Annotated in this window: 24 protein-coding genes and 1 pseudogene; 12 read left to right on the top strand and 13 right to left on the bottom strand. The window is 73.5% G+C overall.

All coding sequences use genetic code 11. The features are described 5' to 3' along the window. The first annotated feature begins 317 nt into the window (after positions 1–317). The 3 genes from AB0B76_RS43625 to AB0B76_RS43635 are packed head-to-tail and all read left to right on the top strand — an operon-like array spanning position 318 to position 2,947. The gene (locus tag AB0B76_RS43625) at positions 318–1,055 is read left to right on the top strand and encodes an MBL fold metallo-hydrolase (protein WP_360387155.1); all 738 of its coding nucleotides are present in this window, start codon (positions 318–320) and stop codon (positions 1,053–1,055) included. Positions 1,056–1,106: 51 nt separating this feature from the next. Continuing rightward, positions 1,107–1,316, top strand: coding sequence for a DUF3311 domain-containing protein (locus AB0B76_RS43630; protein ID WP_360387158.1), 210 nt, complete (start codon positions 1,107–1,109; stop codon positions 1,314–1,316). Beyond that, the gene (locus tag AB0B76_RS43635; protein ID WP_360387160.1) at positions 1,313–2,947 is read left to right on the top strand and encodes a sodium:solute symporter family protein; all 1,635 of its coding nucleotides are present in this window, start codon (positions 1,313–1,315) and stop codon (positions 2,945–2,947) included. The genes AB0B76_RS43630 and AB0B76_RS43635 overlap by 4 nt, the downstream gene beginning before the upstream one ends. 52 nt (positions 2,948–2,999) lie before the next feature. Here the strand turns inward: AB0B76_RS43635 and AB0B76_RS43640 are convergent. The 3 genes and pseudogenes from AB0B76_RS43640 to pip all read right to left on the bottom strand — a co-directional run. Next, positions 3,000–4,790: pseudogene (locus AB0B76_RS43640) on the bottom strand (family 43 glycosylhydrolase); the annotation flags it as partial. Between the two features lie 191 nt (positions 4,791–4,981). After that, positions 4,982–6,046, bottom strand: coding sequence for a hypothetical protein (locus AB0B76_RS43645; protein WP_360387162.1), 1,065 nt, complete (start codon positions 6,044–6,046; stop codon positions 4,982–4,984). A 108-nt stretch (positions 6,047–6,154) separates the two neighbouring features. Then, positions 6,155–7,075 (bottom strand): prolyl aminopeptidase, encoded by a 921-nt coding sequence (gene pip / locus AB0B76_RS43650; protein ID WP_360387165.1) that lies wholly within the window; start codon positions 7,073–7,075, stop codon positions 6,155–6,157. 80 nt (positions 7,076–7,155) lie between these two features. Here pip and AB0B76_RS43655 point away from each other — a divergent pair, with 80 nt between their 5' ends. Continuing rightward, positions 7,156–8,469 carry a hypothetical protein gene (locus AB0B76_RS43655; RefSeq protein WP_360387168.1) on the top strand — a complete coding sequence of 438 codons (1,314 nt, stop codon included), beginning with the start codon at positions 7,156–7,158 and terminating at the stop codon, positions 8,467–8,469. Here the strand turns inward: AB0B76_RS43655 and AB0B76_RS43660 are convergent. Then, positions 8,387–9,604, bottom strand: a complete 1,218-nt coding sequence (locus tag AB0B76_RS43660) for a hypothetical protein (RefSeq protein ID WP_360387171.1) — start codon at positions 9,602–9,604, stop codon at positions 8,387–8,389. The genes AB0B76_RS43655 and AB0B76_RS43660 overlap by 83 nt on opposite strands. A 126-nt stretch (positions 9,605–9,730) precedes the next feature. Between AB0B76_RS43660 and AB0B76_RS43665 the strand changes: the two genes are divergently transcribed. Further along, a complete protein-coding gene (locus AB0B76_RS43665; RefSeq protein WP_360387173.1) occupies positions 9,731–10,678 on the top strand; it encodes a hypothetical protein in 948 nt (315 codons plus the stop codon). Here AB0B76_RS43665 and AB0B76_RS43670 read toward each other — a convergent pair. The 4 genes from AB0B76_RS43670 to AB0B76_RS43685 all read right to left on the bottom strand — a co-directional run bounded on the left by AB0B76_RS43670 (position 10,663) and on the right by AB0B76_RS43685 (position 14,804). Then, complete coding sequence (locus tag AB0B76_RS43670; protein WP_360387175.1) at positions 10,663–11,247, bottom strand: hypothetical protein; 585 nt, start codon at positions 11,245–11,247, stop codon at positions 10,663–10,665. The two genes, AB0B76_RS43665 and AB0B76_RS43670, sit on opposite strands and share 16 nt — an antisense overlap. Positions 11,248–11,323: 76 nt before the next feature. Beyond that, entirely contained in the window at positions 11,324–13,129 is a 1,806-nt protein-coding gene (locus AB0B76_RS43675; RefSeq protein ID WP_360387178.1) for an extracellular solute-binding protein, read from the bottom strand. Continuing rightward, positions 13,114–13,500: a hypothetical protein gene (locus AB0B76_RS43680; RefSeq protein WP_360387181.1), complete on the bottom strand. Its 387-nt coding sequence runs from the start codon at positions 13,498–13,500 to the stop codon at positions 13,114–13,116. The genes AB0B76_RS43675 and AB0B76_RS43680 overlap by 16 nt, the downstream gene beginning before the upstream one ends. Next, positions 13,497–14,804 (bottom strand): MFS transporter, encoded by a 1,308-nt coding sequence (locus AB0B76_RS43685; RefSeq protein ID WP_360387183.1) that lies wholly within the window; start codon positions 14,802–14,804, stop codon positions 13,497–13,499. Before AB0B76_RS43685 ends, AB0B76_RS43680 begins: the two co-directional genes overlap by 4 nt. A 126-nt stretch (positions 14,805–14,930) precedes the next feature. Between AB0B76_RS43685 and AB0B76_RS43690 the strand changes: the two genes are divergently transcribed. Beyond that, the gene (locus tag AB0B76_RS43690) at positions 14,931–15,539 is read left to right on the top strand and encodes a TetR/AcrR family transcriptional regulator (RefSeq protein ID WP_360387185.1); all 609 of its coding nucleotides are present in this window, start codon (positions 14,931–14,933) and stop codon (positions 15,537–15,539) included. Between the two features lie 10 nt (positions 15,540–15,549). Here the strand turns inward: AB0B76_RS43690 and AB0B76_RS43695 are convergent, their stop codons facing one another. Beyond that, positions 15,550–16,248: a GntR family transcriptional regulator gene (locus AB0B76_RS43695; protein ID WP_360387188.1), complete on the bottom strand. Its 699-nt coding sequence runs from the start codon at positions 16,246–16,248 to the stop codon at positions 15,550–15,552. A 72-nt stretch (positions 16,249–16,320) separates the two neighbouring features. Between AB0B76_RS43695 and AB0B76_RS43700 the strand changes: the two genes are divergently transcribed. Beyond that, positions 16,321–16,716, top strand: coding sequence for an NUDIX domain-containing protein (locus AB0B76_RS43700; RefSeq protein ID WP_360387190.1), 396 nt, complete (start codon positions 16,321–16,323; stop codon positions 16,714–16,716). On the opposite strand, the gene AB0B76_RS43705 is transcribed toward AB0B76_RS43700, so the two are convergent. Beyond that, entirely contained in the window at positions 16,686–17,567 is an 882-nt protein-coding gene (locus AB0B76_RS43705; protein WP_360387192.1) for a hypothetical protein, read from the bottom strand. The two genes, AB0B76_RS43700 and AB0B76_RS43705, sit on opposite strands and share 31 nt — an antisense overlap. A 93-nt stretch (positions 17,568–17,660) precedes the next feature. Between AB0B76_RS43705 and AB0B76_RS43710 the strand changes: the two genes are divergently transcribed. Then, the gene (locus AB0B76_RS43710) at positions 17,661–19,676 is read left to right on the top strand and encodes a hypothetical protein (RefSeq protein ID WP_360387194.1); all 2,016 of its coding nucleotides are present in this window, start codon (positions 17,661–17,663) and stop codon (positions 19,674–19,676) included. A 253-nt stretch (positions 19,677–19,929) separates the two neighbouring features. Further along, positions 19,930–20,718 (top strand): hypothetical protein, encoded by a 789-nt coding sequence (locus tag AB0B76_RS43715; RefSeq protein WP_360387197.1) that lies wholly within the window; start codon positions 19,930–19,932, stop codon positions 20,716–20,718. On the opposite strand, the gene AB0B76_RS43720 is transcribed toward AB0B76_RS43715, so the two are convergent. Beyond that, complete coding sequence (locus AB0B76_RS43720; RefSeq protein ID WP_360387200.1) at positions 20,700–21,416, bottom strand: alpha/beta hydrolase; 717 nt, start codon at positions 21,414–21,416, stop codon at positions 20,700–20,702. The genes AB0B76_RS43715 and AB0B76_RS43720 overlap by 19 nt on opposite strands. Before the next feature lie 54 nt (positions 21,417–21,470). On the opposite strand from AB0B76_RS43720, the gene AB0B76_RS43725 reads away from it, so the two are divergent. Continuing rightward, positions 21,471–21,689, top strand: coding sequence for a hypothetical protein (locus AB0B76_RS43725; RefSeq protein WP_360387388.1), 219 nt, complete (start codon positions 21,471–21,473; stop codon positions 21,687–21,689). 7 nt (positions 21,690–21,696) lie between these two features. Here AB0B76_RS43725 and AB0B76_RS43730 read toward each other — a convergent pair whose 3' ends face one another. After that, the gene (locus AB0B76_RS43730; protein ID WP_360387203.1) at positions 21,697–22,548 is read right to left on the bottom strand and encodes a hypothetical protein; all 852 of its coding nucleotides are present in this window, start codon (positions 22,546–22,548) and stop codon (positions 21,697–21,699) included. A gap of 320 nt (positions 22,549–22,868) precedes the next feature. Between AB0B76_RS43730 and AB0B76_RS43735 the strand changes: the two genes are divergently transcribed. Next, positions 22,869–23,993 carry a histidine kinase gene (locus tag AB0B76_RS43735; RefSeq protein WP_360387206.1) on the top strand — a complete coding sequence of 375 codons (1,125 nt, stop codon included), beginning with the start codon at positions 22,869–22,871 and terminating at the stop codon, positions 23,991–23,993. Positions 23,994–24,971: 978 nt separating this feature from the next. Here AB0B76_RS43735 and AB0B76_RS43740 read toward each other — a convergent pair. Further along, positions 24,972–25,805, bottom strand: coding sequence for a helix-turn-helix transcriptional regulator (locus tag AB0B76_RS43740; RefSeq protein ID WP_360387209.1), 834 nt, complete (start codon positions 25,803–25,805; stop codon positions 24,972–24,974). Positions 25,806–25,882: 77 nt separating this feature from the next. Between AB0B76_RS43740 and AB0B76_RS43745 the strand changes: the two genes are divergently transcribed. After that, positions 25,883–26,482: a YbhB/YbcL family Raf kinase inhibitor-like protein gene (locus AB0B76_RS43745; RefSeq protein WP_360387212.1), complete on the top strand. Its 600-nt coding sequence runs from the start codon at positions 25,883–25,885 to the stop codon at positions 26,480–26,482. Positions 26,483–26,498: the final 16 nt, after the last annotated feature.

Below are 26,498 nucleotides of genomic sequence, written 5' to 3' on the forward strand. Positions count from 1 at the left end.
AGTCCGTACGTCCGCGCAGCCCACAGTCCGACCCGACGGGCAGCCGCCGGAAGCGAGGGACCACGCACAAAATCGACCAACGACGCGGCAGGTGTAAGTCCGTACGTCCGCGCAGACCGCGGTCCGACCCGACGGGGAGCAGTCGGAAGTGAGGGACCACGCACAGGATCGACCATGGGCGCGCTTGTCAGTGCGTACGGCTGTGCGGACCGTGGTTCGACCGGACTGGCGACGGCTGCCGTGTGTGGTTGTAAGTGTGGACGCACTTGCAAGTGCGTACTTGTGCGCAAAGGATGAATCGGCCGAGGGTTTAGGGCGTGGAGATCGGTGAAACGCTCTTTGAAATTGGCGACACGCGCGTTGAGTTTGTCGCGGACGGCGAGGTCCGTGGGGCGGCCGAGGAGTTCTTTCCCGGCAGTGACTGGGGGCCGCACCGCCACCTGCTCGACCCGCACGGCAACGTGGTTGCGCGCGTCGGGGCGTTCCTCATTCGCACATCGAGCGACACGATTCTCATCGATGCCGGCCTGGGAAGGAGCGGAAACGAAAGGGAGCACGACGGCGCGCTGATCGAGAATCTCCGCAAACTCACGGTCGCGCCCGAAGAGGTTGACCTCGTCGTGCTCACCCACCTGCACCGCGACCACGTGGGCTGGGTCGGCGCCTTCCCCCGCGCCCGCTACGCCGTCGACCAGCGCGAATGGGACTACTGGAGCAACCACCCCGGCGGCGTCGGGCCCGACCCCGACCGCGTGCTCGCGCACATCGAACAGCGCCGTGAGCGCCTCGACCACCCGAATCTGCACGCGATCCCCACGCCGGGGCACACACCCGGGCACACGAGCGTGCTCGTCACGGACAACGGTACCGACCGGCGGCTGCTCGTTCTTGGCGACCTGGTGCACACACGCGCACAAATGGACGAACCGAACTGGCGGTTCCGCTCCGATGTGGACGCCGACGAGGCCCGGAGGAGCCGCAAGGCGATCTTCCAGGAGTACCGCGACGGGCGCACGGTACTTGCCGCAGCGCACGTGAACGGGCCTGTCGCGTGAAGTTACTTGCCAGTACCATCGCGCCACACCCCCCGATCCATAGGAGGCCCGATGGCACCGCCCGCCCGCCGCCGCTCCGGCTACTGGTTACTGGTCATACCTACGGTCGCGCCGCTGCTCACACCCCTGTACGACCGTGCCGACCCGGCGCTGTGGGGCGTGCCGTTCTTCTACTGGTACCAGATGGCCTGCGTCCTGCTCGCCATGCTGATCATCGCTGGGGTGCACCTGCGTAACCGCCGGCAGGAGTTCCACCGATGAACGGCGGGGTCGAGTCCGCCGTCTTCGTCGGGCTCATGATCGCGATGCTGCTGCTCGGCGTCGGCGCGGCGCGCTGGCGGCGGCCGCGGGACATCCACAGCCTCGAGGAGTGGGGCGTCGGCGGCCGGGCCTTCGGCAACTGGACGACGTGGTTCCTGCTCGGCGGGAGCATGTACAGCGCATACACCTTCGTCGCCGTGCCCGCCCTCACCTACGGCGTCGGCGCGATGGGCTTCTTCGCCATCCCGTTCGCGACGCTCACCACGCCGCTGTCGTTCATCTTCACCACACGGGCCTGGTCGGTCGCGCACCGGCACGGGTTCGTGACGCCCGGGGAGTTCGCCGCCGCCCGCTTCGGCTCCCGCGGGCTGGGCGCGGCCGTCGCACTCACCGGGATCGCGGCCACCATGCCGTACATCGCCGTGCAGCTCAGCGCGTTGCAGGCGGTGCTGCAGACGGTCGGGATGCGGGGCGAGTGGCCGCTGCTGGCCGCGGTCACGGTGGTGGCGCTGTGCACGTTCCGCTCCGGCCTGCGCGCGCCCGCGCTGCTGTCCATCGCCAAGGACGTGCTGCTGGGCTGGGTCGTCGTGGCCGCGCTGCTGATCGTGGCCATGAACGGCGGCTGGGGCGAGTCGTTCCGGCGGGCCGGCGCGCACTTCGCCGCGACCCCGTCGCCGTCCGACGGGCTGCTGCTGGGCGGGTCGGCCGGGCAGAGCGCCTACCTGACCATGGTCATCGGCTCCGCGCTGTCGATCTTCGTGTACCCGCACGCGCTCACGACGATGCTCGCCGCGAAGGACCGCTCGACGGTGCAGCGCAACACCGCCGCGCTGCCGATCTACTGCCTGGTGCTCGGGCTCATGGGGATGCTCGGCTTCTTCGCACTGTCGCAGGGCGTGCTCCCGGTCGGCCACGACCTCAACACCGTCATGCCGCAGCTGTTCCACGCCCTCTTCCCGCCGTGGTCGTCGGGCATCGCGCTGGCCGCGTTCGGCATCGCCGCGCTCATCCCGGCCGCGGTCATGTCCATCGCCGCCGCGAACGCGTTCACGCGCTCGATCTACCGTGCCTACCTGCGCCCGGGCGCCGCCCCGGCCGAGGAGGCGCGGGTCAGCCGCTGGACGTCGCTGGTGGTGAAGGTCGGCGCGGTCGGCTGCATCCTGCTGCTCGACCCGGCGTTCTCGGTCGACCTGCAGCTGATCGGCGGGGTCATCATCCTGCAGACCATCCCGGCCGGCCTCGTGGGCCTGGTAACCGGCTGGTTCCACCGCCTGGCGCTCATCGCCGGGCTCGTCGTGGGCCTCGGGGCCGGGCTCGTGATGTTGTACCGCATCCCGCAGCCGGGTCCGGGCGGCACCATCGCCAAGGCCCACTTCGGCGGCTCGATCACCACGATCGCCGGCTGGCCGGTGTACGTCGGGATCGTCGCCCTCGCCGTGAACCTCGCGGTCGCCGTGCTCGGCACGCTGCTGCTGCGCGCCGCCCGGGTGCGGCCCGGCCGCGACCAGACCCGCCCCGAGGACTACGACGCGGACGCCGACGACCCGATGGTCAAGCGCCTCGAGAACCTCCTCGACGGCCTGCCCTCGAACCCGGCCGGCGTCCACGCCGTACACCGTTATCCACGCTGAGCGAGCGCTCAGCGCGCGCTGAGCGAGTGCTCAGAACGCGCCGAGCGAACGCTCAGAACACGCGCAGCTCGTAGATGCGCGCCGCGCCGTCGGCACCCTGCGTCGGGGTGCCGGCGGTGAGGCGCACGTACCGCCCGGAGACCCCGCTGACCGGGTGCGTCGTGTTCGCGGCGGTGTTGTTCGTGACGCCGACCGCCTGGGTCCACGTCGTGCCGTCGTTGGACACCGCGATGGTGAAGGCCCTGGTGTTGTACGCGGCCGACTCCCCGCCGGCCTGAGCGTGCGCGACCTCGAACCGGGAGATGCTCTTCGTCGCGCCGAGGTCGACCTGCAGCCAGGGCCCCGCGAGCGACGAGCAGAACTTGTCGGAGTTGCCCCCGGTGACGCTGCCGTTGACCGCCTTCTCCGGGCCCTCCGACGCCGCGCACGGCGTCGAGCCGGTCGCCGGGCGGCCCTGGGCGAGGTTCGTCCCGGGCCCGGCCGGCGCGCCGACGGCCACGTTGTCGAACGCGGCCGCGGCGTTGAAGACCCGCACGCCGTCGGCCCCGGAGGCGTAGGTCGCGTCCGTCACGCTGATCCGCGGCGTGGCCAGGTCGTCGACGTACACCTTGAGCGACGATCCGACCGCGGTCACCCGCAGGTGGTAGGTCGTGCCCACGGCCACGGTGAGGCTCGCCGTGCCGAGCTGGGTCCAGTTGTTCGCGGCCCGGCCCAGCACGACCCGCCCGGCCGGGCTGATCCCGGCGTAGTAGCCGCTGTACGCATCCGTGCCGGTCGCCGCGCCCGTGGCCCGGAACACCAGGCCCGCGTCGCCCGAGCCGGCGGTGACGGTCACGTCGGCGTCGTAGGTGAAGTCGCCGAAGTTGGTGTCCAGCAACGCCTTGCCGCCCAGCGAGCTGCCGGCCTCGTAGCGGCCGTTGACGGCGGAGAAGCTGCCGCCGTACGTCTTCCAGCCCAGCGCGTTGGCGTCGCCGAAGTTGTCCTTGACCCGCATGGTGACGCGCTGGATGGTGCCGTCGGCGTTGAAGTTCATGCGGTCGTAGGCGAGCTGGCGGTGGTTGCCGTCGGTCTCGCTCAGCGGCCGGCGGTGGTAGAAGATGTACCACGTGTCGGTGCCCGGCACGTTGACGACCGAGTTGTGCCCGGAGCCCTTCGCGACCGCCGGGTCCTGCGCGAGGACCTTGTCCAGCCGCGTGAACGGGCCGGTCGGGGAGTTCGCGATCGCGTACGACACCGAGTAGTCCGGGCCGGTCCAGGCGCCCTCGGACCACATCAGGTAGTACTTGCCGTTGCGCTTGAACATCTGGGGGCCCTCGACGTACCCGGACGGCGTGATCTCCTTGTAGGTGCTGCCGTCGGGGAACGTGCCGATGCTTGTCATGTCGGCGCCCAGCCGGGCGACGTTGGCGTGGCCGTGCCCGCCGTAGTAGATGTAGGCCTGCCCGTCGTCGTCGATGAAGACGTCCTGGTCGATGGGCTGGGCGCCGTTGTAGTACTGCCCGATGAGCGGCTTGCCCAGCGCGTCGCGGTAGGGGCCGGCCGGGTTGTCGGCGACGGCGACGCCGATGCCGCCCAGGGCGGAGCTGGTCTGGATGTCGTTGGCGGCGAAGTACAGGTAGTACCTGCCGTTGCGCTGGATCGGGGCCGGGGCCCACACCGCGTACGACGCCCAGGGGACGTTCGCGGTGGTGAGCACGTTCGGGTGCTTGGTCCAGGTGACCAGGTCGGTGCTGGAGAAGGCGTCGAGGTACGTCTGCTCGGCGTAGCTCTTCGACGTGGTCGGGTAGACCCAGTAGGTGTTGTTGTAGACCGCGATGTCGGGGTCGGCGTACCACCCGTCGGCGAACGGGTTGCCGGCCTCGGCGGTGGCGTACTCGGGGATCGCGGCCGCGGCGGGAACGGCGGGCGCGAGCGCGGCTAGGAGCCCGGCGGCGACGAGGCCGGCGAGCAGGCGTCTGGTCATCGGTGGCGGCTCCGATGCTCGGGGGGAAACGCTCAGGTTCCGTCAAAGATGCACACAACTCAACGGACCAGTCAAGCGTCATCGATGCAATCGGAGCCGCCGGTTCTGTCAATTCTTAACCCGCGGTGTACCCGTTCGAGGTGTACGTCCGCGCCAGCGAGCCGGGGACGGTGAAGTACGCGGCGGCGACGTGCGCCGGGTCGGTCGCGAGCTCGCCGCGGCCGGGCACGTCGTTGCCGTCGTCCCAGCCCCACGGCGCGTTCGCAGTCGGTGGTGCAGTCCCAGGTGCCGTTGCCGCAGCTGTCCGCGCCGGTGTTCGTGTCGTCGCCCGCGAACGTGCCGTAGCCCGCGAACAGGCTCGGGTTCGCGCGCTGCGCCCACAGGCCGCCTGGCGCGAGGAGGTCGATCAGCTGGTACTGCACGTCGCGGTCGTTGGCGCTGGAGGGCACCTCGGCGGTGGTCGCCGACGGGTAGTACACGATGCCGTCGCCGTTGCCGTTGTTGTCGATGTCGAAGTACGGCCACGCCTTGAGCCCGTGCCCGTGCGCCTCCTGCGCGGTCACCGGATGCTGGAAGCCGTCGTGCGGCGACGCGGCGAGGGACAGCGTGCCGTCGATGGTCTCGCCGCCGTTGGTCCAGCCGCTCCCGGCCGGGGTGAACGAGTAGAAGTCGCTGTGCGCGACGGTCACCGCGGCGCGCAGCACGCCGTAGGCGGAGCCGTCCTTCTCGACCGCGAGGAGCACGCCCTCGGCGTCGTTCTCGTGCTCACCCTCGAAGAACGGGTGGTCGATCCAGTCGCGCGGGTGGAAGAACATGTAGGTGAGGTACCAGTGGGTGCCCGTCTCGACCACCGAGTAGTACACGTAGGCCCGCAGCGCGTAGCCCGGCGCGTGCTCCCAGTTGTTGCGGCCCACGAGGTCGCCGTCGTAGTCGACCTTGCTGAGGTAGTCGGCCCGGCCGCCGATCGCGTGCGCACCGGTCTGGTCGACGTCCGGGTAGTGGATCGGCGCCCAGCGCAGCGCCAGCGCCGCGGGGGTGACCGCCGCCCGCGCTGGGGCCGCGAAGTCGAGCGCGGCGAGGGTCGCGGCCGCCGCCGTGGCCAGCGCGAGCCCGGCCGTCCTGATCCGGTGATTCATGGGCATCCCTAACGTGCGAACCGTCGATTGACGGACGCGAATGTAGGAATGCGTCGACGATGCTCGATGACTCGGTGGCGTACGCCGGACGAATCGTGGTGGAACGGGTCAGATGACGCGGTTCAGGGCCGCCCGGATCGCCGCGGCGGTCGCGGGCCCGCCGGTGTGCCCGTCGCCGACCACGACCAGCTCGCTGCCGGGCCAGGCGCGCGACAGCCGCCAGGCGTTCTTGAGCGGGCCGCCGAGGTCGAGCCGGCCGTGGATGAGCACGCCCGGCACGCCGGCCAGCCGCGCGGCCCCGGCGACGAGGTCGACGCCGTCGAGGAAACAGCCGCGGGCGAAGTAGTGGGTGCAGATGCGCACGAAGGCGAGCAGGGCCCGGGGCGGGCGATCGCTGTACGCATTCGGCTTGCCCTGCGCCTCATGGGCGATGACCGCGTCCTCCCAGGTGACCCACTCCCGCGCGGCGCGATCGCGGGTCGCCGGGTCGGCCATGAGGCGGTCGTAGGCGGCGGGGAGGTCGTCGGCGTGCCCGGCGAAGGCGCTGAACCGGTGCCACTGCTCGGGCACGAACCGGCCGACGCCGCGGTACAGCCACTCCAGCTCGGCCCGCGAGCCCGTGGTGACGCCGGCGAGCACGACGGCCGCGACCCGGTCCGGGTGGCGCTCGGCGTAGGCCAGGATGAGGGTCGAGCCCCAGCTCCCGCCGTACAGCAGCCAGCGCTCGACGCCGAGGTGCTCCCGCAGCCGCTCCATGTCGGCCAGGAGGTGGCCGGTGGTGTTCGCGCTCAGGTCGGCCCCCGGCTCGCTCGCGTGCGGGGTGCTGCGGCCGCACATGCGCTGGTCGAACTGCACGATCCGGTACCGGCCGGGGTCGAAGAGCCGCCGCGCGCCGGGCGAGGAGCCCGAGCCCGGGCCGCCGTGCACGACGAGCGCGGGCACGCCGGCCGGGTTGCCGCCGACCGTGTAGTACATCCGGTGCCCGTCGCCGACGTCGAGCAGCCCTTCGTCGTGCAGATCATCGATCATGATCTTCCTTATCGATCGTTTGGGTCGGGAATGCGACCGGGGCCTTGATATTGACATTGATCGTCACTGCGATGGACCGCATGAGCCAGGGTGCGGCGGTCGCCGTTCGCGAGCTGTGGTACGTCGCCGCCGCGCTTGTCGCGCCGCGGCGGTCCGCGGCGGCGATCGAACGCCGCCGGCTCGACGGGGTCAACGCCATGCTCGCGGCCGCCCGCGCCGACGTCGAGCACTACCGCGACCCCGCCTACGCGCGCCCGCTGGCGCGCCTGGCCGACCTCGCGCGCCTGCCCATCGTCGGCAAGGCCGAGGTGCGCGCGCGGCCCGAGCGGTTCCACGCCCCCGAGCGCGGCTGGTTCCAGACCGACACCACCGCCGGCTCGACCGGCTCGGTGCTCAAGGTGCGCCACGACGCCGGCGCCTACGGCTACCACGGCGCCACCCTGCTGCGCCGGTTCCTGCGGGCCGGCTGCCGTCCCTGGTGGACGATCGCGCACCTGAAGCCGTTCCCCCGGCCGAGCCGGTGGTTCCAGCGCTTCGGGCTGTTCCGGCGCACCGTGGTCCACGCCGGGCGGCCCGGCCGGGAGCTGGCCGAGGCCGTCCTGGCGCTGCGGCCCGGCGTGCTGATGGGCTACCCGGTGATGCTGCGCGCCGTGCTGCGCGAGCTGAGCCCGGAGGAGCTCGCCCGGCTGCGGCGCTCGCTGCGGCTGGTCCTCAGCGAGTCGGAGCTGCTCACCGCCGAGACGCGGGCGCTGCTCACCGAGGGCTTCGGGGTGCCGGTGCGCGACGAGTACTCGGCGTTCGAGGTGCTCACCATCGCCACCGAGTGCCGGCACGGGTCCATGCACGTCGACGCGGACCGGGTCGTGTTCGAGGTGGTCGACCCGGACGACGGGCGCCCGGTGCCGCCCGGGACGCCCGGCGTGGCCGTCGTGACGCACTTCCGCGAGCGGGCGATGCCGCTGGTGCGGTACCGCATCGACGACCGCGTCGCCGAGGTGCCCGGCGCGTGCCCGTGCGGCAGCCGGTTCGGCCGGATGCGCCTGCTCGACGGGCGCATCGAGGACAGCCTGGTGCTGCGCGACGGTACCGTCGTCTACTTCGGCGCGTTCGCGGCCGTGACGCTCAAGCAGCCGGGCATCGCCGAGTTCTCGGTGCGCCAGGACGAGGCCGGCGACGTGACGGTCTCGCTGCAGCTGGACCCGGCGGCCGGGCTCGGCTTCGCCGAGGTGTGCGACGGCGTCCGCGCGATGCTGCGCGACCTGCTCGGCTTCGACCTGCCGCTGCACTTCCGGCGCATCGACCGGCTCGAACTCACGCCGGGCGGGAAGGCCCGCCTGGTGCGCTCGCGGTATCGGCCCGCGGCGCCGGAGCCGCCGGGCGGCGGGCCGCCGTGAACAGCCACGGCACCCGCGCGAGCCAGCCGGCGGCCAGCGCCACCAGGGCACCGGCCGCGCCGCCGCCCGGGATGAGCAGCAGCCCGGCGACGGCCACGACGCCCAGCCCGGCCAGGGCGCTCAGCGCCGAGTTGAGCCGGGCCCGGTCGTCGATGCTCTCCACCACGAAGGCCGCGCCCGACACCGCCAGGAACGTGCCGATCTCCACCGCGAGCGCGACGACCAGGTGCCCGGCCAGGCCGGCCGCGACCGTCGCGACCACCCCGGCCCCGCCCGCCACGACGAGCGCGCGCCGCACCCGGGCCGGCGAGCCGGCCGGGTCGGCCGCCAACCAGACGAGGATCGCAGGTTGCCAGAGCCGCAGGACGTAGTTGCTCAGCGCGCCGAGCGCGACCGAGACGGTGAGCCCGACGTACAGCAGGCTGCCCTGGGCGGCGGGGGCGAGGGCGGCCAGCTCGGCGTACAGGACGGAGACGGCGGCGTTGCCGAGCACGTCGCCGGCGGCGAACAGCCCCCCGGTGCGCACGGCGGCGAGGACGGCCGCGCGCCCGGCTCCGCGCCACGCGGGCCGCAGCACGGCCAGCAGCACGGCGACGATCGCGGCGGTGACGCCGATGAGCAGCGCGAGCACCCCGCCGGCGCCGAACCCGGCCAGCGCGGCGAGGGCGACCGCGGCGCCGTACCCGGCCGAGAGCACGGCGTAGGCGGCCGGGTCGGCGCCGGGGCGGCCGCGCAGCCGCAGCAGGGCGACGAGCACGGCCAGGGCGCCGGTGCCGGTCATGAACGCGATCCCGGCGGCGTACCGCGGGGCGGCGCCCCCGGGGTCCAGCAGCCCGGCCGCCGCGCACGCCGCCAGCGACAGCGCGAACGGGAGCAGGCCGAGCGCGGCGAACATCCCCTCCAGGGCGCGGCGGCCGGGGTCGGCGGGGCCGACGCCGGCCAGCGTGACCAGGGCGGACCGCTCCACGCCGGTGGCGGCCAGGGCGAAGGCCCACAGCCCGACGCCGACCGCCGCCGCGTAGCCCGCGAACTCGTCCGGCCCCCACACGGCCAGCAGCGCGAACCCGGCGCCGTACTGGGCCAGCCGCCCGGCTCCGCGTCCGGCGAGCAGCAGGGCGACCGTGCGAGCGCGCATGCCGCCATTGAAGCATCCGCATCCGAGCTCGTCCTCGAGCTCGCCGACCCGCTCTCCCCCACGCCGCCGCCGGGCTGGGCCGAGGCGATCCGGCACGCGGGCCTGCACCACCTGTGGGACTGGCCGGTGATCCACACGATCGCGGCCGAGCGCGGCGGCGGCGTGATCGCCGGGGTGTTCCGCGCCGGCGGCCGGCCGATCGGGCTGGCCGGGGCGCGCGTGCACGGGCTGGGCCGGCGCCGGGTGCTGGCGGGCGTGGCCGACGTCGAGCACCCGGCGATCGGCGCGCTGCCCGGCCTGGGCCTGCCCGACGGGCTGCCGGGCACGCTGGACCCGGCCGGCCGCCCGGGGCCGGAGCTGCTGGGCGCGGCGGTGCTCGCGTTCGAGCGGGCCGTGCGGGCCGAGTTCGGGCCGAGGGTCCCCGCGGTCGCCTATCGCCAGGTGTACCGCACCGAGCTGCCCGTGTTCCTGCCCGGCGTCACGCTCGTGCGGGCCGGGGCCCCGGTCGCCGTGCTGCGCAACCGGTTCGGCGGCTACGAGGAGTACCTGGCCTCGCTGAGCAAGTCGCGCCGGGGCGACCAGCGCCGGCTGCTGCGGCGCATCGACGCCGACCCGGACACCGTGGTCTGGTCGGGCCCGCCGGCCGAGTCGGGCGTCGACCTGGCCGAGCTGCACCGGCTCACCGCCGACGCGGCCCGGCGCAACCACACCCGGCGCTGGCCGCCGCTGCGCATGTGGTCCCTGCGGCTGTTCACGACCATGCTCGGCCTGCCGGACGTGCGCATGCTGACGTACAAGGAGCCCGACGGCACCCTGATCGCGGCGACGGCGATGTTCGACCACCCGGTCGCGCCGCTGCTGGGCCCGTGGGGCGCGCCCCCGCTGGGCGACCGCCGCACCGGCCTGTGGTTCGACCAGTTCAGCCGGCAGCTGCGCGACCTGCTCGACGCCGGGCGCCCGCTGGTGCTGGCCGGCAAGGGGGCCCGCGAGGCCAAGGAGTCGCTCGGCTTCACGTTCGAGCCCCAGTGGACGGTGCTGCGCCGGCTGGGGCGCTCCGCTCAGAAGTCGTCGTAGCCGAACACCGCCAGGCCGAAGGCGGCCAGCATCGCCAGCCCCCACAGGCCCTGCACGACGCGCAGGGCGTTGGTCCAGCCGTGCGAGGTGTGCGCGCACGGCTCCAGGTTCCCCCGGTACCGGCCGGACGGCTCGGCGTGCACGCGGGTGTGGTCGCCCGGGTTGAGGCGGTCGTCGTCGCAGTAGATCCAGCCGAGGTCGCGCTCGGTCTTGAGGTCGCTCACGCGGTACCGCCACGCGCACCCGCTGTCGGAGGACTGGCAGTCCTTGTCCATGACCACGACGGCCTGCCACTGCCCCGAGTGCACCTCGATGTCGATGCCGGTGAGCCAGACCAGGGCCGCGACGAGCACCACGGCCGGGAACGCGATCGCGCAGCCGGCGTCGGCCGAGTCCTCCAGCGCGATCACCGGCACGACGAACGTCAGCACCAGGATGGCGACGGCACCGATGGCCAGCGTCGCGATCCCGCGCCACCAGCCGGTGGAGCCGACGTGCCCCGCCCAGACACACAGCCCGCCCGTGCCGGCCACGACGGCGGCGGCCAGCAACCCCCGCAGGTATTTCATCCCGACCGCCTCCCCCGCGGCGCCGGCGCGCACCGCCGGCAGCCGCGAGAATATCCACCCGGGGCAATGCCCGGCGTCAGAAGTTGCTCAGCACCGAGACGAAGACGTCGTTGATGCTCGACGGGTTGCGGGCGTCGTAGGCCGCGGCCCGCGACGAGCGCGCGATGCTCGACAGGGTCTTGAGGTCGGACTTGTCGCCGAACGCGATCGCGAAGACCCGCACCGAGCGCTCCAGGCTGTCGGCGTTGACGTCGCGCAGCAGCGCGTTGAGGTCGTTGTCGCGCGGGTATTCGTTCTTGCCGTCGGTCAGCAGCACGATCGCGTTGATCCGGTCGGTCGCGTACCCCTGGACCATGCTCTGCTGGGCGGCCCGGACGGTCGTGTACAGGGCCGTGCCGCCCTCGGGGTGCAGGCCCTGGATCGCCGTGGTGAGCAGCCTCTGGTTGTCGCGCATCGGGCCGAAGGGGACGACCTCGGCGTACGGCCGCGGGCCCCCGGCCTCCTCGGTCGAGAACTGCCACAGCGACACCTCGTCGTCGGGGTGCAGCCGCTTGAGCCCCTCGATCGCGGCGGCCTTCGCGGCCTCCAGCCGGGTCCGCCCGCCGCCGGCCGGCTCGTTCATCGAGCCGGAGACGTCCATGACGAGCAGCACCCGCGCCTTCTTGCGCAGGTCGTCCCAGCCGGCCAGCATGCGGGACAGGATCTGCGGGGCCGGCGGGTCGATGAGCGACAGCGCCGGCTCGCTCGCGGGCAGCCCGATCGCCGTGGCCAGCGCGGTGCCGGCCCGGCCCTGGTAGTCGCGGAAGCCGAGGTCGGCGAAGCGCTGCTGCTGCGCCGGCCGCCGCAGGAAGTCGAGGAAGTCCGCGGCCGCGGCCCGCTGCTCCGCCGTCGCCGAGGCCAGGACCACGTACGGGTGGTCCATCATCAGCGTGCCGTCCTTCGGGTGGATCGCCACCAGCGGCACGCTCGGCCGGCGGCCCTTGCCGACCTGCGCGGGGTCGCCGTCGGGGGCGCCGGAGTCGTACAGGTACAGCAGCTGCTCCTGCATGGCGATCGCGCTGACGTACGACGTCGAGCGGCCCTGCGCGTCGGCCTCGGCCAGGTTGCCGAGGAACTTCACGGCGTCGTCGGCGTAGTGCACGACGCTGGCCTCGACCCCGCGCACGAAGTCGCGCACCTGCGGCCGGGCCAGGTCGGCGTCGGTGAGGTCGCTGGACTTGCCGCTCGCCGCGTAGTACGCCGCGGCGGTGGCGGCCAGGCCCGACGTGGACAGGTGCGGGTTGTCCTTGCCGAGCGTGAACCGGCCCCACTCCGGGTGCCCGTAGGCACCCCAGCCCCGCGGGTCGCTCGCGAGGGCGAGCACGTCGGCCCAGCCGAGCGGCTTGCCCGGCCAGCCCAGCGCCTCGGCCATCGGCTTGGGCATGGCGATCGTCAGCGGGCTCTGCGCGATCGAGGGCACGTCGGCGTCCGGGGTGTCGTCCAGCGGCGCGGCCCGGTCGGTGCCGGTGGCGCGCTCGCGGGCGAGGCCGAGCCACAGCGACGACGAGGGCGCCCACACCTGCGGGGCCGGCCCGTCGGCGCCGGTGTTCCAGCCGGCCACGATGGACTCCATCGCCGCGCCGGAGGTCTTCTTGTGCACCGAGACCCCGGCGCAGTGCCCGTCGAAGACGCGGCCCGCGGTGTTGTACCGCGACGCCAGCTCCGCGAGCAGGTCGCCCTTCTCGGTGGAGGCGCTGACCTCGATCTGCACGCAGTCGCCGCGCCCCCGGTTGCCCTCGGCCTCGCCGTCCGGCCGCAGCCACACGTAGGTGCCGGCGACGGCGATGACGCCCACGACCACCGCCGCCGCCAGCGGGGCCCGCCGCCTCAGTCCGGTTGGCACCAGTACCTCACCTCGTCCTTGGACAGGTTCACGATGAGCGCGATGTTGACGACGATGCCGACCAGCGCCTGGAGCACGACGCCGGACGCGAGCGTGACCAGGCCGCTGAGTCCATTGAGGACACACACCGCGATCGCGATGCGGCGGGCCCACTCCCGGCCGAGGAACACGAAGATCCCGGCGAGGATCTCGGCGGCGGCGAGGACCGCCCCGGCGTAGACGGCGAAGGTGACGAAGCCCGGGATGTCGTCCTCGCCGGCGACCAGCCCGGCGAGGAACAGCGACAGCACGGTGCCCAGCAGGCCGAAGCAGAAGAGCAGGATCGAGACGGTCCAGACCTCGCGGGGCCGCTTGGTGATCGGCGTCGTCACGGGGCCACCTCCGCCAGCCGCAGGCTCGGCTGCGGCTCGTCCCTGGCGAAGGCGAGGCCGACGCCGGTCAGGGCCAGGGCGGCCAGGACGTAGATCGAGACGCTGAGCGCGGTGCCGGTCGAGGCGACGAGCTTGACCGCGATGATCGGCGCTAGGGCCCCGCCGAAGATGCCCGCGATCTGGTACCCCATCGAAGCACCGGAGTAGCGCAGGCGCGCGGCGAACTGCTCGGCCACGAAGGCGGCCTGCGGTCCGTACATGGCCGCGTGCGCGACGAGCGCGACGACGACGGCGAGCACGATCGCCGCCCGGTTGCCGGTGTCCAGCAGCGGGAAGAACGCGAACGCCCACAGCGCGGCGCCGATCGCGCCGGCCGCGTACACGGGCCGGCGCCCCACCCGGTCCGACAGCGCGCCGAACAGCGGGATGAGCACGAGCTGCAGCGCGGAGCCGATCAGCACCGCGGAGAGCGCGACGCCGCGGGGCAGTTTCACGGTGCCGGTCACGTACGTCAGCACGTACAGCGTGAACACGTAGAACGCGACGTCGGTGCCGATCCGGGCCGCCATCGCCACGAGCAGGCTGCGCGGGTGCTTGACGAGCACCTCGACCAGCGGCATCTGGGCCGCCGCCGCGGTGGTCCGCACCTCGGCGAACTGCGGCGACTCGGCGACCGCGAACCGGATCCACAGGCCGACGAGCACGAGCACGCCGGAGAGCAGGAACGGCAGCCGCCAGCCCCACGACAGGAACGCGGCGTCGGACTGCACGGCGTTGAGCACCCACAGCACGCCGGCCGCGAGCAGGTTCCCCGCCGGCACCCCGACCTGCGGCCACGACGCGTTGAGCCCGCGCCGCTCGTCCGAGCCGTGCTCCATCGTCATCACCACCGCGCCGCCCCACTCGCCGCCGAGGCCGAGGCCCTGCAGGAACCGCAGCGTCACCAGCAGGATCGGGGCCGCGGCGCCCCACGTGGCGTAGGTCGGCAGCAGCCCGATGGCGAAGGTTGCCCCGCCCATGAGCACCAGCGTCACGACGAGCACGCCCTTGCGCCCGGCGCGGTCGCCGAAGTGGCCGAAGACGATCCCGCCGAGCGGCCGGGCCACGAAGCCCACGGCGTAGGTGGCGAAGGCGAGCAGGGTGGCCGTCATGCTCGCGAACGACGGGAAGAACAGCTTGCCGAAGACGAGGGCCGCGGCCGAGCCGTAGAGGAAGAAGTCGTACCACTCCAGTGAGGTACCGACCAGGGCGGCGAGAATGACCCGCCGCGGTGCCGAGTGGTGCTGGTTTGTCCGCTCTGCCATGGGTGGGCTCCTAACGGATCGTGAGACCAGGCTCACCGCTCAAGGTAGAGGATTGTTCAACGATTCAGCAATAGGAGGTTTTCAATCGCTTGACGGAGTGAGCACTCACTCCGTAGTCTGGACGCCATGACGGACACCAACGCCCCGCGGCGGCGCGCGCCGGGCATGAGCACCGAGCAGCGCCGCGAGATGATCGTGCAGACCGCGTTGCCGCTGGTCGCCGAGTACGGCAGCAACGTCACCACGGCCCAGATCGCCCGCGCCGCCGGCATCGGGGAGGCCACGATCTTCCGGGTCTTCGCCGACAAGGAGGAGCTCCTCCAGGCGTGCATCGCGCGCGCCCTCGACCCCACGCAGCTCGTCGACCACCTCGAGACCATCTCGCTGGAGCAGCCCCTCGCCGACCGCCTGCTCGAGGCGGCCGAGGCGGTGCAGGGCCACTTCGGGCGGATGGGCGCCGTGCTCGGCTCGCTCGCCGCGACCGGCCGGCCGCTGCAGCGCACCCCGCCCACCGCCGAGGACGGCCAGCGGGTGCGCCGCGACGAGTCCCAGGCCGCGACGAAGGCCGCGATCGCGGAGCTGTTCCAGCCCGACCAGGCTCAGCTGCGCATACCCGCCCCGGCGGCCGCGGAGGTGTTCCTGGGCTTCATGTTCGCCCGGGGCCGCTCACCGCTCGCGGCGGACGTGGAGGCGGCCGACCTGGTGGACCTGTTCCTGCACGGCGCCCTCAGGTAGGCGCCGGCCCTCACGCCTCGAACGCGTCCAGCAGCTGCCGCTCGGCCGCGTCGAGGTAGACCGCCAGGGCCTTGTCGGCGGCCCGGGCGTCGCCGGCCGCGAGCAGCTCGTAGATCTTGCGGTTGGTCAGCAGGTACGGCTCGTGGAACTCCCGCGGCGCCGACATCACCAGGAACACCAGCCGGAGCTCGGCCAGCAGCCGGCGCACCGTCTCGCTCACCCGGCGGCTGCCCGCCAGGCCCGCCACGGCCTGGTGGAACCGCATGTTCGCGGTGCCGACCTCGACCCAGGCGCCCCGCGCCGCCGCCTCCTCGGCCGACTCCACCGCCTCCCGGATGGGCTCGAGCGCGCCCGGCGGTGCGGCCTGCACCCCGCGCACCGCGGCCCCCTCCAGGATGCGGCGGATCGCGTACAGGTCGCGCACGTCGTCGGCGGTCAGCTCGCGGACGAACACGCCGCGGTTGAACTCGTGCGTCAGCAGCCCCTCGTGGGACAGCAGCCGGAAGGCCTCACGGAGCGTGTTGCGCGAGACCCCGAGCGCCTCGCGCAGCGCCTCCTCGCTCAGCCGCGTGCCGGGCGGGAACACGCCCTGTGTGATGCGGTCGCGCAGCACGTCGGCGACCCGCTCGCCGTAGCCGCCGCGGTCGAGCTGGGCCCGGTCGTCGGCCAGCGCGAGGGTCCAGTCACCGGCAGGGGCAGCACGCGTCACGCTGTGCAGCATCGCACAATGGCGGATCGTTGAACAATCCATCGTCGCACGGCCGGGCGCTAGGCTCTTCGGGTGCCCGTGATCCGCATCGTCGCCGCCGTGCTCCGCGACCCCGCCGGCCGCTGGCTGCTCGTACGCAAGCGCGGCACCTCGGTCTTCATGCAGCCCGGCGGCAAGCTGGAGCCGGGCGAGGCCGCGCCGGACGCGCTCGTGCGTGAGCTGGCCGAGGAGCTGGGGCTGCGGGTGGAGGCGGCCGAGCTCGGGCACGTGGGCCGGTTCACGGCGCCGGCCGCCAACGAGGCCGGCTTCACCGTGGACGCGGACGTGTACACCGCCCCGCTGCACGGCCCGGTCGAGCCCCTGGCCGAGATCGAGGAGCTCTACTGGCTCGACCCGGCCGCCCCGGACGGCGTCGAGCTGGCCCCGCTCCTGCGCGATCACCTGCTGGCGGCCCCCTCAATGCAGTAGCCGGCGTCGATGTAGGCGGTGCGCCGCGAGCCCCGGAAGGCCAGCCGCACCGGGCGGCCGGCGGCGGCGAAGGAGGGGCGCACCGGCAGCCCGGCGCGGTACCACTCCCCCGCGCCACCGGCCCGCGACTCCGCCGACCCGAGGATGTCGCGCAGCAGGCGGGCGGCCAGCCGGCCCAGCTCCTGGCCCGGCGGCGCGATCGCGTTGCCGTAGGCGAACACGGCGCGGCCCAGCCGCAGGTACAGCTCGTCGCGCTCGATCGGCGCCAGGCCCGCCGGGTCCCACTCCCCCGTGGTCGTGGTGAGGTGCACGCCCTCCGACACGGTCACCGGCAGCAGGAACGCCAGCAGCTCGGCCACCGCGCCCGGGTCCGTCGGCAGTGGCTCCTCGCACGGCACGAACGAGAAGCGGGTCGTCTGGTCGCCGGTGCGGTGCAGCAGGTGGACGGCCGTCTCCCCCGGGTACTCCAGCAGCATGACGTCCGGGTCGACCGCGACCCAGGTGACGAGCAGCTCCGCGATGTACGGCAGCAGCTCCGCGAGCTCCAGCGACTCCCGCGGCGGGAGCCGGGGCGCGACCGACGCCCGCAGCCACGCCGCCAGCTCGCCGACGCGCTCGGTCTGGTCGACGGCGAAGCGGTTGCCCGAGCGCGGCAGGCGGTGGACCGCGTCGGGCGCGGAGTCGAGGCGGGCGTACCGCGCCGCCCGGCGCGGCTCCAGGGGCTCGTCCCACGGGGCGACCCACTGGATCGGGGCGCTGCCCGCGATCGCCTCGACGCGCACGGACGGCGCCCAGCGGTGCAGCACGTGCAGGGCGGCGGGCAGCGGCGGCTGGAGGTGGACCAAGGTCACGTCCTCGCCCGCGTTCCATCCCGTTCCAAGGTCCCCGGAGTACCATCGCAGCGCAGTGCATCGATGACGTTCGGTGACCGAGGGTGAGGGGCGATGAGCGACCGACCGGACGAGCCGTCGCCGTGGGCGCGGCCGGCCGACCCGTCGCCGTTCGACGCCCCCTCGCCGTGGGCGTCCCCGCCGTCCCGCTACGCCGAGGCGCCGCCGGACGCGGACGCCGACGAGGAGGAGCCCGAGACGGCTCCGCCGGCCCCGCCGATCTGGCCGGTTCCGCCGGTCTCGCACCGTCCGGCCGCGCCGGCCCGGCGATCCTGGATGCCGGTCGCGCTCGCCGCCTGGGTCCTCGCGCTCACCGTCGCCGCCGTCGTGGTGATCGTGTTCGCCGGGCGGCACGCGGCCGGGGACGATCCCTCGGCCGGCGTCGCCGCGGCGGTGAAGGCGATCGCGGCATCCGGCGGTACCCATGCGGAACTGACCTTCGGCGATCGCAACGGCACGCTCGTGGACGCCGAGTTCACCGTCACCGCGGCCGGGCTCGGCACCGGCCTCGTCACCGACCCGGGCGGCGGCCGGGCCGAGGTGCGCACCAACGGCACCCGGACCGTCGTGCGCGCCGACGCCGCCTGGTGGTCGCGGCGCGCCCCCGCGCAGGCGTCCGCGCTCGCCGACAAGTGGATCCTGCCCAAGGACGGGCTGATCCTGCCGATCGACATCACCCGCGCGCTCACGCCCAAGGGCCTGGCCGAGTCGGTGCGCTTCGCCGCGGCCGGGCATCCGAAGACGGGCGGCACCGTACCGTGGCAGGGCCGCGACGCCGACATCGTCGACAACGACAGCTGGCTGCTGCTGCTCACCCGCGCCGAGCCGCGCTCGGTGGTCTGGTTCGGCGGGCACCTGACCGGCTTCGGGCCGCTGCAGCCCGCGGCCTGGAACCCCGGCCGCGCGGCCGCCCCGAACTTCGTCCCCGCCTACCAGCCGAACAACGTGCCGCCGTACGTCGGGGTCACACTGTCCACACCGGACGATGCCACCCTAGCGAAGGTGACCGAGCAGGTCGGTCAGGTGCTCCCGCCGCCGGACCGGGCCGCGGCCGCCGACGCGCCGCCGCCGCCGGCGACGCAGGACTCGGTCCGGCTGACCGCGCCGCGGTTCGTGTCCCAGCCCGACGACGAGGGCTGCGGCGGCGGGCAGTGCTCGTGGACGGTCAAGGTGACGAACGCGGGCACCGCGCCCTGCGACGCGACCGTGATCGCGACGGTGACCCCGGGCATGGAGCCGCGGGCCACGCACCTCGGCGTGCTCGACCCGGGCCAGTCGAGGACCACCGCCTCGATGCGGTTCCGGGAGGCGGCCGCCCACGCGCTGTACCACGCGCAGGTGTACTGCCCGGCGCTGGACGGCCTCGACCCCGGCCCCCGGCAGCGCCTCGCCGCGGTGCAGCTCGACCCGGCGTACTCGCCCCTGGTCCGGGAGCTCGACCCGGCGCTGCAGACGGTGCTGCTGGGCGCCGCCGACGCGATGGTCCACGGCCGGACGAGCCTCACGCCGGCGGACCGCCAGCTGCTCCTGGCCGCGCTCGACCTGGTCGTCGCCGGCCAGCTGATCCCGGAGGTGCAGGAGATCACCGGCTCGGGCCGCGTGGAGAACCCCGACGCGCTGCCCGGGGTGCTGCGCAACGCCTCCGGGGCCGCCCCGGCCGCCGACCAGCTGCCGTTCCGCCGGGAGCTGGAGCTGGCCGCGAACCTGCTGCGCAACGACCCGGACGTGCACCTGCGGCTGGACGACCGGACGCCCACGCTGACAGACACGACGGGGAAGCGGGTGTACCGGCTGGCCGCCGTGACCGGGGACCGCCTGCTGCCGGCCCGGCCCGCGCCCGCCGAGGGGCTGGTCCTCGTGGTGTACCTCGAGCCGACCCGCCCGGAGCACGACCTCGACCGCCCGGGGTTCGTCAAGCTGCTGCACGAGCCACGGCACCGGGCGGCCGCCGCCGACACGCTCTGCCCCGGCGGCCGGCCCGCGGTCGCCGAACTGGTCCTGGTCAACCGGCACGGCGAGGAGCGCTGGACCGCCGGCCAGCTGCGCGAGCTGGCCGACGGCTGCCCCTGAGTCGTTAGCGCAGGCTCCAGACCTGGTTGGACTGGGTGCCGCCCCCGCCGTAGCAGTCCCAGATCTGCGAAACCCCGGGACGCGGCCGCGTCTGGCGACGGCGACGGTCGCGCTGCGGGCTGACGAGCAAGCTAGGCGACCGATCGGCCGCCGCTTCCCGACACTGTGGGACGCGTCGTAGTCGCGGCGGCGCGGCCCTTCCTACTCTCCAGTAGCCCACGCTCGCGCGGGCCTTACCTGGAGGACATACATCATGAAGCACATAACTGCCGCGCTCGTCGGCGCGCTCGCGCTCGCCTCCCTGGCGGGCTGCGAGACCTCGATCAGCACCGGAACGACGGGCACGGCCAAGGCCGTGAACAACGCCGCCGCGGTACCGCCGCAGGAAGCCCTGACGAAGGCGGTGAAGACCCTCGACACGACCGCGTACAACGTCGCGCTCAAACAGGGCGTCATGACCGGCGGGGGCCGCGTCGACCCGGCCGCCGGCAAGGCGGTGCTGACCATCGGCGGCGACGTGGACCTCGGCCTCGGCGACGGCAAGACCCACCTCTCGGTCGGCTACACGATCCTGGCGCCGGAGCTGTACATCAAGGCCGACTTCGGCGACACCATCAACGAGCACTACGGCATGGACCCGGCCGCGTGGATGCACGTCGACCGCTCGAAGATCACGGGCTCGCAGATCCCGCTGACCGCCGCCGGCAAGATGGACGTGGGCATCGTCGAGCTGCTCTCGAACACCGCCGACGTCAAGCGCGCCGACAAGACGCACTACACCGGCACCATCGACGTGACCACGGTGAAGGGCATCATGGCCCCGACGTCGGCCGCGGCGAAGAAGGAGGGCGCGAAGACGCTGCCCTTCACGGCGACGGTCGACGCGCAGAACCGCCTCACCGTGTTCACCATCGACGGGGCCTCGGTGGACGAGAACCTGGCGATGGAGGTGACCTTCACGGAGTACGGCTCGATCGACCCGGTGACCGCCCCGGCCGGCGCCATCGAGTGCCCGGAGCCGGTCTACCAGCTCATCGGCTGACCTTGTCCGCCGCCGATCCCGCCGCGACCCGCGGCGGGATCGGTCGTGCGGTGCAGGATCTCCGCCAGCTCGGCGGGCATGGTGGTCAGGACGTTGTGGCTCGTCGGCATGGTGTGGACGGTCCACTCCGGGTCGGTGCGCAGCTTCTCGTACAGCTGGGTGAACGGGCTCGCGCGCCACTCGGTCATGTACACGTAGGCCCGCCGGTGGCGCATCGGGTGGCGCAGGCGGATCGCCTGGAGCAGGGAGGCGAGCGGGTGCGCGGTGGCCCTCGGGTCGAGCCGCGGCGGGGGCTGCACCGAGTAGCCGTCGGCCTTCGCGCCCGCGGCGAAGACCTCGCGGAACGCGTCAGTGGTCAGGGTCCAGCAGGAGTCGCCGTCGGCCGGGACGTACGCGTCGACGTACACCAGGCCCGACACGCGCTGCGGGGCGCGGTCGGCGACGCCCGAGACGACCATGCCGCCGTAGCTGTGGCCGACCAGCACCACGTCGTGCAGGTCGGCCTGGTCCAGGCAGGCCAGCACGTCGTCGATGTGGGTGTCCAGGTTCACGGCCGGATGGGCGAGGTGGGCGCGGTCGCCCACGCCGGTCAGGGTGACCGGCACCGGCGTGTGGCCGCGGGCCTGCAGGGCGTCGGCGACCGCGCGGTACGCCCAAGCGCCGTGCCAGCCGCCGGGAATCAGTACGAAGGTCGCCATACCGGTCAGGGTGCCACAGGGCATAGGCGGGGCTCGGGCGGGTACAGCCGCGGTATGGATGACAACACACCCATCATCTCGGGGAACCCGGCGGCGGCGCGCACGGTCGACGCGTCCGGGGACCGCCCTGCCCGCACCGGGGCGGAGCAGGAGTGGACGGCCGAGGACCTGGCCGTGGCCGAGGGGCGCGACCCGACGCCGGACAACGTGCGGCGCGCCCAGCACGAGCTCGACGAGCTCGGACCGGCCGCGATCGAGAAGACCGTGCCGTAGCCCCCGTTCAGCGGCGGCCGGCGGGGACCGGGACAAGGCAGGACTGGGCGTCATCCTTGATGACGAAGGGCTGGTCGACGTCCGGGCAGCGCTCGGCCTTCGGGATCTGCTTGGTGATCTCGAACGCGCCGCGGGCGTCGCAGTCGACGACCGTGGCGCGCTCGGCGCTCTGGGCGACGCACTCCCCCACCTGGGGTTCCGGCTCGGCCTCGGCCGCGCGCACCGTCCGGAACTTCGTCACCATCAGGTCGAGCTCCGCCTCGAAGACGTCCGGCCCGGCCCCGGACGCGCGCAGCCCGATCCCCGCCGCGTTCAGGTCCGTCTCGGCCAGGTCCATCTCGCTGCGCAGCCGCATGACCTCGTTGGCGATCGAGACGAGGCCGGCGCGGACCGTACGCGCCTCGATCTCCGCCGCCCGGCACTCGGCGCGGATCGCCTTCAGCTCCTTCTCGAAGCGCCACGGCTTGTCCTGTTCCAGGGCCCACAGCTCGGCCCGGATCTCCCACGGCTCGAGCTGCCTCGGCTTGGCGGGCGCCGGCTCGGCGGCGGCGACCGCCGGGGGCGGGGCCACCGGGGCGGGGGCGGCGGTGGCCCGGGCGTCGTACAGCACCCGGCCGGACTTGCGCGGGGCGGCGGCCGTGCCGGTGCGCCAGGGCGTGGCGGGCGCCGGGGTTGCGGCGCTCTCGCGCTTCAGCGTCTCCCACGGATCGTCCGTGGGAGACGCCTCGGCGGCCGCCGCCGACCCGTCCGACGGTGCCCAGTTGGAAGTTTCCGACGCCGCCCAGTTGGAAACGGCCGGGCCGCCCGCCGCGAACGACCCGGCTCGAAGCGGTCCGGGTTCGCCGCGCCCGCCTCGCACGCGGCGACGCCGGCGACGAAGTGGGGCGCGTTGTCCAGGCACACCGCGGACGGCTCGAGCAGTAGCAGCTCGCGCCGTCCGTCGGGCCGGGCCAGCACCGCGGCGGTGCGGGCCGTGCCGAAATCGATCCCCAGGTGGTAGCCCCCCACGCCTACCAGTTAATACGAACATAGCGGGTCAAAGGCCACATAACGGCGGGACCGATGCGTACGTTGCGCGGCAATCGGGCGCGCGTGCGGTACACCGGACAAAACCGGCACAACGTCGAGTCGTACTTTGGACCGATCCGCCCCGCCCGCCACCCCCATACCATTGACACGATGCTCGCCAAGCTCCGATCCTTCTGGGACGAACCCGGCCCCGCCGACGCCCCCGGGCGGGTGTGGCGCGACTGGGTGCTCCTGGCCGGGTTCACGGCCGCGGTGGTGCTGGAGGTGCTGCTGCGGCCCGGGTTGCCGTACCGCTGGTTCACGGGCGCGGTCGCCCTCGTCGTCCTGCCGACGCTGCTGATCCGGCGCACCCGGCCGCTGCTGGCCGTCGCGTTCGCGTTCGGCGCGTGCGGGGTCGCGCCGTTCGTCACGGGCCTCGACCTCGGCCTGAACAGCTTCGTGTTCGTGCTGTTCCTCGGCTACGCGCTGACGCGCTGGGGCTCGGGCCGCCAGGCGGTGCTCGGCGCCGCGATCATCACCGCCAAGCTGGCCGTCGGGTGGCTGGCCGGCCACGCGGGCCCGGACGACACCCTCGCCGGCTTCGGCATTCTGTTCGCGGTGACGGCGCTGGGGGCGGCGGTGCGGTACCGGGCGCGCTTCCGCCTGCGCGAGCTCGACCAGGTGAAGCTCCTGGAGCGCGAGCGCCTGGCCCGCGACCTGCACGACACCGTGGCCCACCACGTCTCGGCGATGATCATCCGCGCCCAGGCCGGCCTGGCCACGGCCCCGTTCAACCCCAACGCCGCCACCGACGCCCTGCGCCTCATCGAGGCCGAGGCGACGCGGGCCCTGACCGAGATGCGCGGGATCGTACGGGTCCTGCGCACCGACGAGCCGGCCGAGCTCGCCCCCACGCCCGGCCTCGCCGACCTGCACGGCCTGGCGGGCGCACACCGCGTGGGCCCGGCCGTCGACGTGGCCATCACCGGCGACATCGAGGACCTGCCGGCCCCGATCGGCACGGCCGTGTTCCGCCTCGCCCAGGAGTCGGTGACAAACGCCCGCCGCCACGCCCGCAACGCGACGCGCATCGAGGTGAGCGTGGTGGCGGACGACGCAGCGGTGCGCCTCCAGGTCACCGACGACGGCGAGGCGGCCCCGCCCCGACCGGCGACGTCGGGCGGCTTCGGCCTGCTGGGCATGATGGAGCGAGCGGGCCTGCTCGGCGGCACGTGCTCGGCCGGCCCGGCCCCGGTCCGCGGCTGGACGGTCACCGCGGTCCTGCCGCGCGCCTAGCCGCGCGGGCGCCCGGTCCCGGGAGCCCGGCACAACGGCGACCGGACGTCTGAGCGCACTCTGCGCACTCCCCTGAGCCTGAGGCACGCATCCGGCCGCAGCCCAACCGCTCACAACGCGCACGAACGCACATCGGGCTCACTGAATGCGCGCAACGCTCACGAGACCGCGCATTCGCTCAGAGACCGCGCGCATCGCTCAGCGGACCACGCAATCGCTCACTCGAACGCGCGCACAACGAACAGACCGCGCAACCGCTCACGAAACCGCGCGCAACGCGCACCAGACCGCGCAACCGCTCACGAAACCGCGCGCAACGCACACCAGACCGCGCGACTGTCAACAGGCCGCGCAATCGCTCACTCGAACGCGCGCACAACGAACAGACCCCGCAATCGCTCACCAGACCGCGCGCAACCGGCAACGAGCTGCGCAATCGCTCAGAGACCGCGCAATCGCTCAGAGACCGCACACATCGCTCAATGGACCATGCAATCGCTCACTCGAACGCGCGCACAACGAACAGACCCCGCAATCGCTCACCAGACCGCGCGCAACGGGCAACGAGCTGCGCAACCGCCCACGAGACCGCGCAATCGCTCAGAGACCGCACACATCGCTCAATGGACCATGCAATCGCTCACTCGAACGCGCGCACAACGAACAGACCCGCAATCGCTCACCAGACCGCGCGCAACGGGCAACGAGCTACGCAACCGCCCACGAGACCGCGCAATCGATCAGAGACCGCACACATCGCTCAATGGACCATGCAATCGCTCACTCGAACGCGCGCACAACGAACAGACGGCGCGTTTCGCTCACCAGACCGCGCGCAATGGGCAATGGTTGCGCAATCGCTCAAGAGACTGCACGCAATGCGCACCAGACCTCGCGCGGCTGTCAACCGGCTGCGCAATCGCCCACCGAGCCCCACGCAACGGGCGACGGGCGACGGGCGACGGGATGCGCGATCGCTCACGAGACGCTGCGCACGGCTCCCGTGTGGTGGGTCAGGACGGTCCGCAGGGCGTCCGCGTCCGAGGGCGTAGCCGGGGTCAAGGTGAACAGCAGCTGCCCCGAGCCGTCCAGCGTGGCCAAGGCGTCGTAGCAGACCGTGATGACCCCCGCCGCCGGGTGCCAGATGCGCTTGGTCCCGTGGGTGCGTTCGTGCACCGTGTGGTCGTCCCACCAGGCGGCGAACTCGCGGCTCTCGCGGTGCAGGCCGTCGATCACCTCGCACAGGCGGCCGTCGTCCGGGTGGCGGGCGCGGTTGGCGCGTAAGTTGCCTACCGTCTCGCGGGCGACGCACTCCCAGTCCAGCTGCGTCCGGCGCGGGCCCTCGCCGAGGAACAGCAGCCGCGCCGTGTTCGCGGCCAGGCCCGTGCCGAAGTCCGCGCCGAACAGGGCCGTGGCCGCGGCGTTCCAGGCCAGCACGTCGAAGCGGAAGTCGACGAGGTACGCCGGCAGCAGCGGCATCCCGTCGAGCACCGCGAGCAGCGACGCGGCGACCGGCGCCGGCTCGTGGCGGGCCGCGGGGGCCTCGCCGCGGGCGATCAGGTGCAGGTGCTGGCGCTGGGCCTCCGAGAGCCGCAGTGCCGCCGCGAGCGCGTCGAGGACCGCCGTGCCGGGGGTGCCGGCGCGGCCCTGCTCCATCCGGATGTACCAGTCGACGCTCACCGCGGCCAGTTCCGCCACCTCCTGCCGCCGCAGCCCCGGCGTGCGCCGCCGCGGTCCGCCCGGGAGCCCGACGTCGTGCGGCGTGAGGCGGGCGCGCTGAGCCCGCAGGAAGTCGCCGAGCTGCGTCGTCATGCGCCAATGGTGGCACCGCCGGTACCAGGTTCCACGCGATCTCCCACGGACCAGGAAGCCCGGAAAGGCTGAACGGCATGAGAAGGTTCATAGCCATCCTCGCCGGCGCCGGGGCCCTGCTCGCCGGGTCCGCCACCGCCGCGACCGCGCACCAGACGAGCGGCGGTTTCGGGTACCACACCGTCCGCCGCGGCATCCCCGACGGCGCCGCGCGGTTCGCGGTCGCCAGCCCCGACGTGCGCGACGGCGGGAAGTTCCCGGCGGACATGTTCGCGAACGCGTTCGGCTGCGCCGGCACCAACGCGCGCCCGCGGCTGCGCTGGTCGAGCCCGCCGGCCGGCACGCGCAGCCTCGCCGTGACAATGTACGACCCGGATGCCCCGACGGGCAGCGGCTTCTGGCACTGGCTGGCGTGGGACCTGCCGGCCGGCACCCGGACCCTCGACGCCGCCGAGCCGGCCGGCACGGTCGACGGCACCGGCGACGCGGGCGCGCCCGGCTACCTCGGCCCCTGCCCGCCGGCCGGGGACGTCGGGCACCACTACGAGATCACCGTGTACGCCCTCGACACACCCAGCCTCGCCCTGCCCGCGAGCACGCCGCCCGCGGTGGCCGCGTTCACGATGGGCCCGCACGTCATCGCCTACGGCCGGCTCACGGTGACCGCGCGGCGGTAGCGAGGGTCCTACCGGC

Source organism: Dactylosporangium sp. NPDC049140 (assembly GCF_040648435.1).

What these genes read in the sequence shown, in the direction of transcription:
- AB0B76_RS43630 (WP_360387158.1), top strand. Translation starts at nt 1,107, where the DNA reads ATGGCACCGCCCGCCCGCCGCCGCTCCGGCTACTGGTTACTGGTCATA.
- AB0B76_RS43635 (WP_360387160.1), top strand. Translation starts at nt 1,313, where the DNA reads ATGAACGGCGGGGTCGAGTCCGCCGTCTTCGTCGGGCTCATGATCGCG.
- AB0B76_RS43645 (WP_360387162.1), bottom strand. Translation starts at nt 6,046, where the DNA reads ATGAATCACCGGATCAGGACGGCCGGGCTCGCGCTGGCCACGGCGGCG.
- pip (WP_360387165.1), bottom strand. Translation starts at nt 7,075, where the DNA reads ATGATCGATGATCTGCACGACGAAGGGCTGCTCGACGTCGGCGACGGG.
- AB0B76_RS43655 (WP_360387168.1), top strand. Translation starts at nt 7,156, where the DNA reads ATGAGCCAGGGTGCGGCGGTCGCCGTTCGCGAGCTGTGGTACGTCGCC.
- AB0B76_RS43660 (WP_360387171.1), bottom strand. Translation starts at nt 9,604, where the DNA reads ATGCGCGCTCGCACGGTCGCCCTGCTGCTCGCCGGACGCGGAGCCGGG.
- AB0B76_RS43670 (WP_360387175.1), bottom strand. Translation starts at nt 11,247, where the DNA reads ATGAAATACCTGCGGGGGTTGCTGGCCGCCGCCGTCGTGGCCGGCACG.
- AB0B76_RS43685 (WP_360387183.1), bottom strand. Translation starts at nt 14,804, where the DNA reads ATGGCAGAGCGGACAAACCAGCACCACTCGGCACCGCGGCGGGTCATT.
- AB0B76_RS43690 (WP_360387185.1), top strand. Translation starts at nt 14,931, where the DNA reads ATGACGGACACCAACGCCCCGCGGCGGCGCGCGCCGGGCATGAGCACC.
- AB0B76_RS43710 (WP_360387194.1), top strand. Translation starts at nt 17,661, where the DNA reads ATGAGCGACCGACCGGACGAGCCGTCGCCGTGGGCGCGGCCGGCCGAC.
- AB0B76_RS43715 (WP_360387197.1), top strand. Translation starts at nt 19,930, where the DNA reads ATGAAGCACATAACTGCCGCGCTCGTCGGCGCGCTCGCGCTCGCCTCC.
- AB0B76_RS43720 (WP_360387200.1), bottom strand. Translation starts at nt 21,416, where the DNA reads ATGGCGACCTTCGTACTGATTCCCGGCGGCTGGCACGGCGCTTGGGCG.
- AB0B76_RS43725 (WP_360387388.1), top strand. Translation starts at nt 21,471, where the DNA reads ATGGATGACAACACACCCATCATCTCGGGGAACCCGGCGGCGGCGCGC.
- AB0B76_RS43735 (WP_360387206.1), top strand. Translation starts at nt 22,869, where the DNA reads ATGCTCGCCAAGCTCCGATCCTTCTGGGACGAACCCGGCCCCGCCGAC.
- AB0B76_RS43740 (WP_360387209.1), bottom strand. Translation starts at nt 25,805, where the DNA reads ATGACGACGCAGCTCGGCGACTTCCTGCGGGCTCAGCGCGCCCGCCTC.
- AB0B76_RS43745 (WP_360387212.1), top strand. Translation starts at nt 25,883, where the DNA reads ATGAGAAGGTTCATAGCCATCCTCGCCGGCGCCGGGGCCCTGCTCGCC.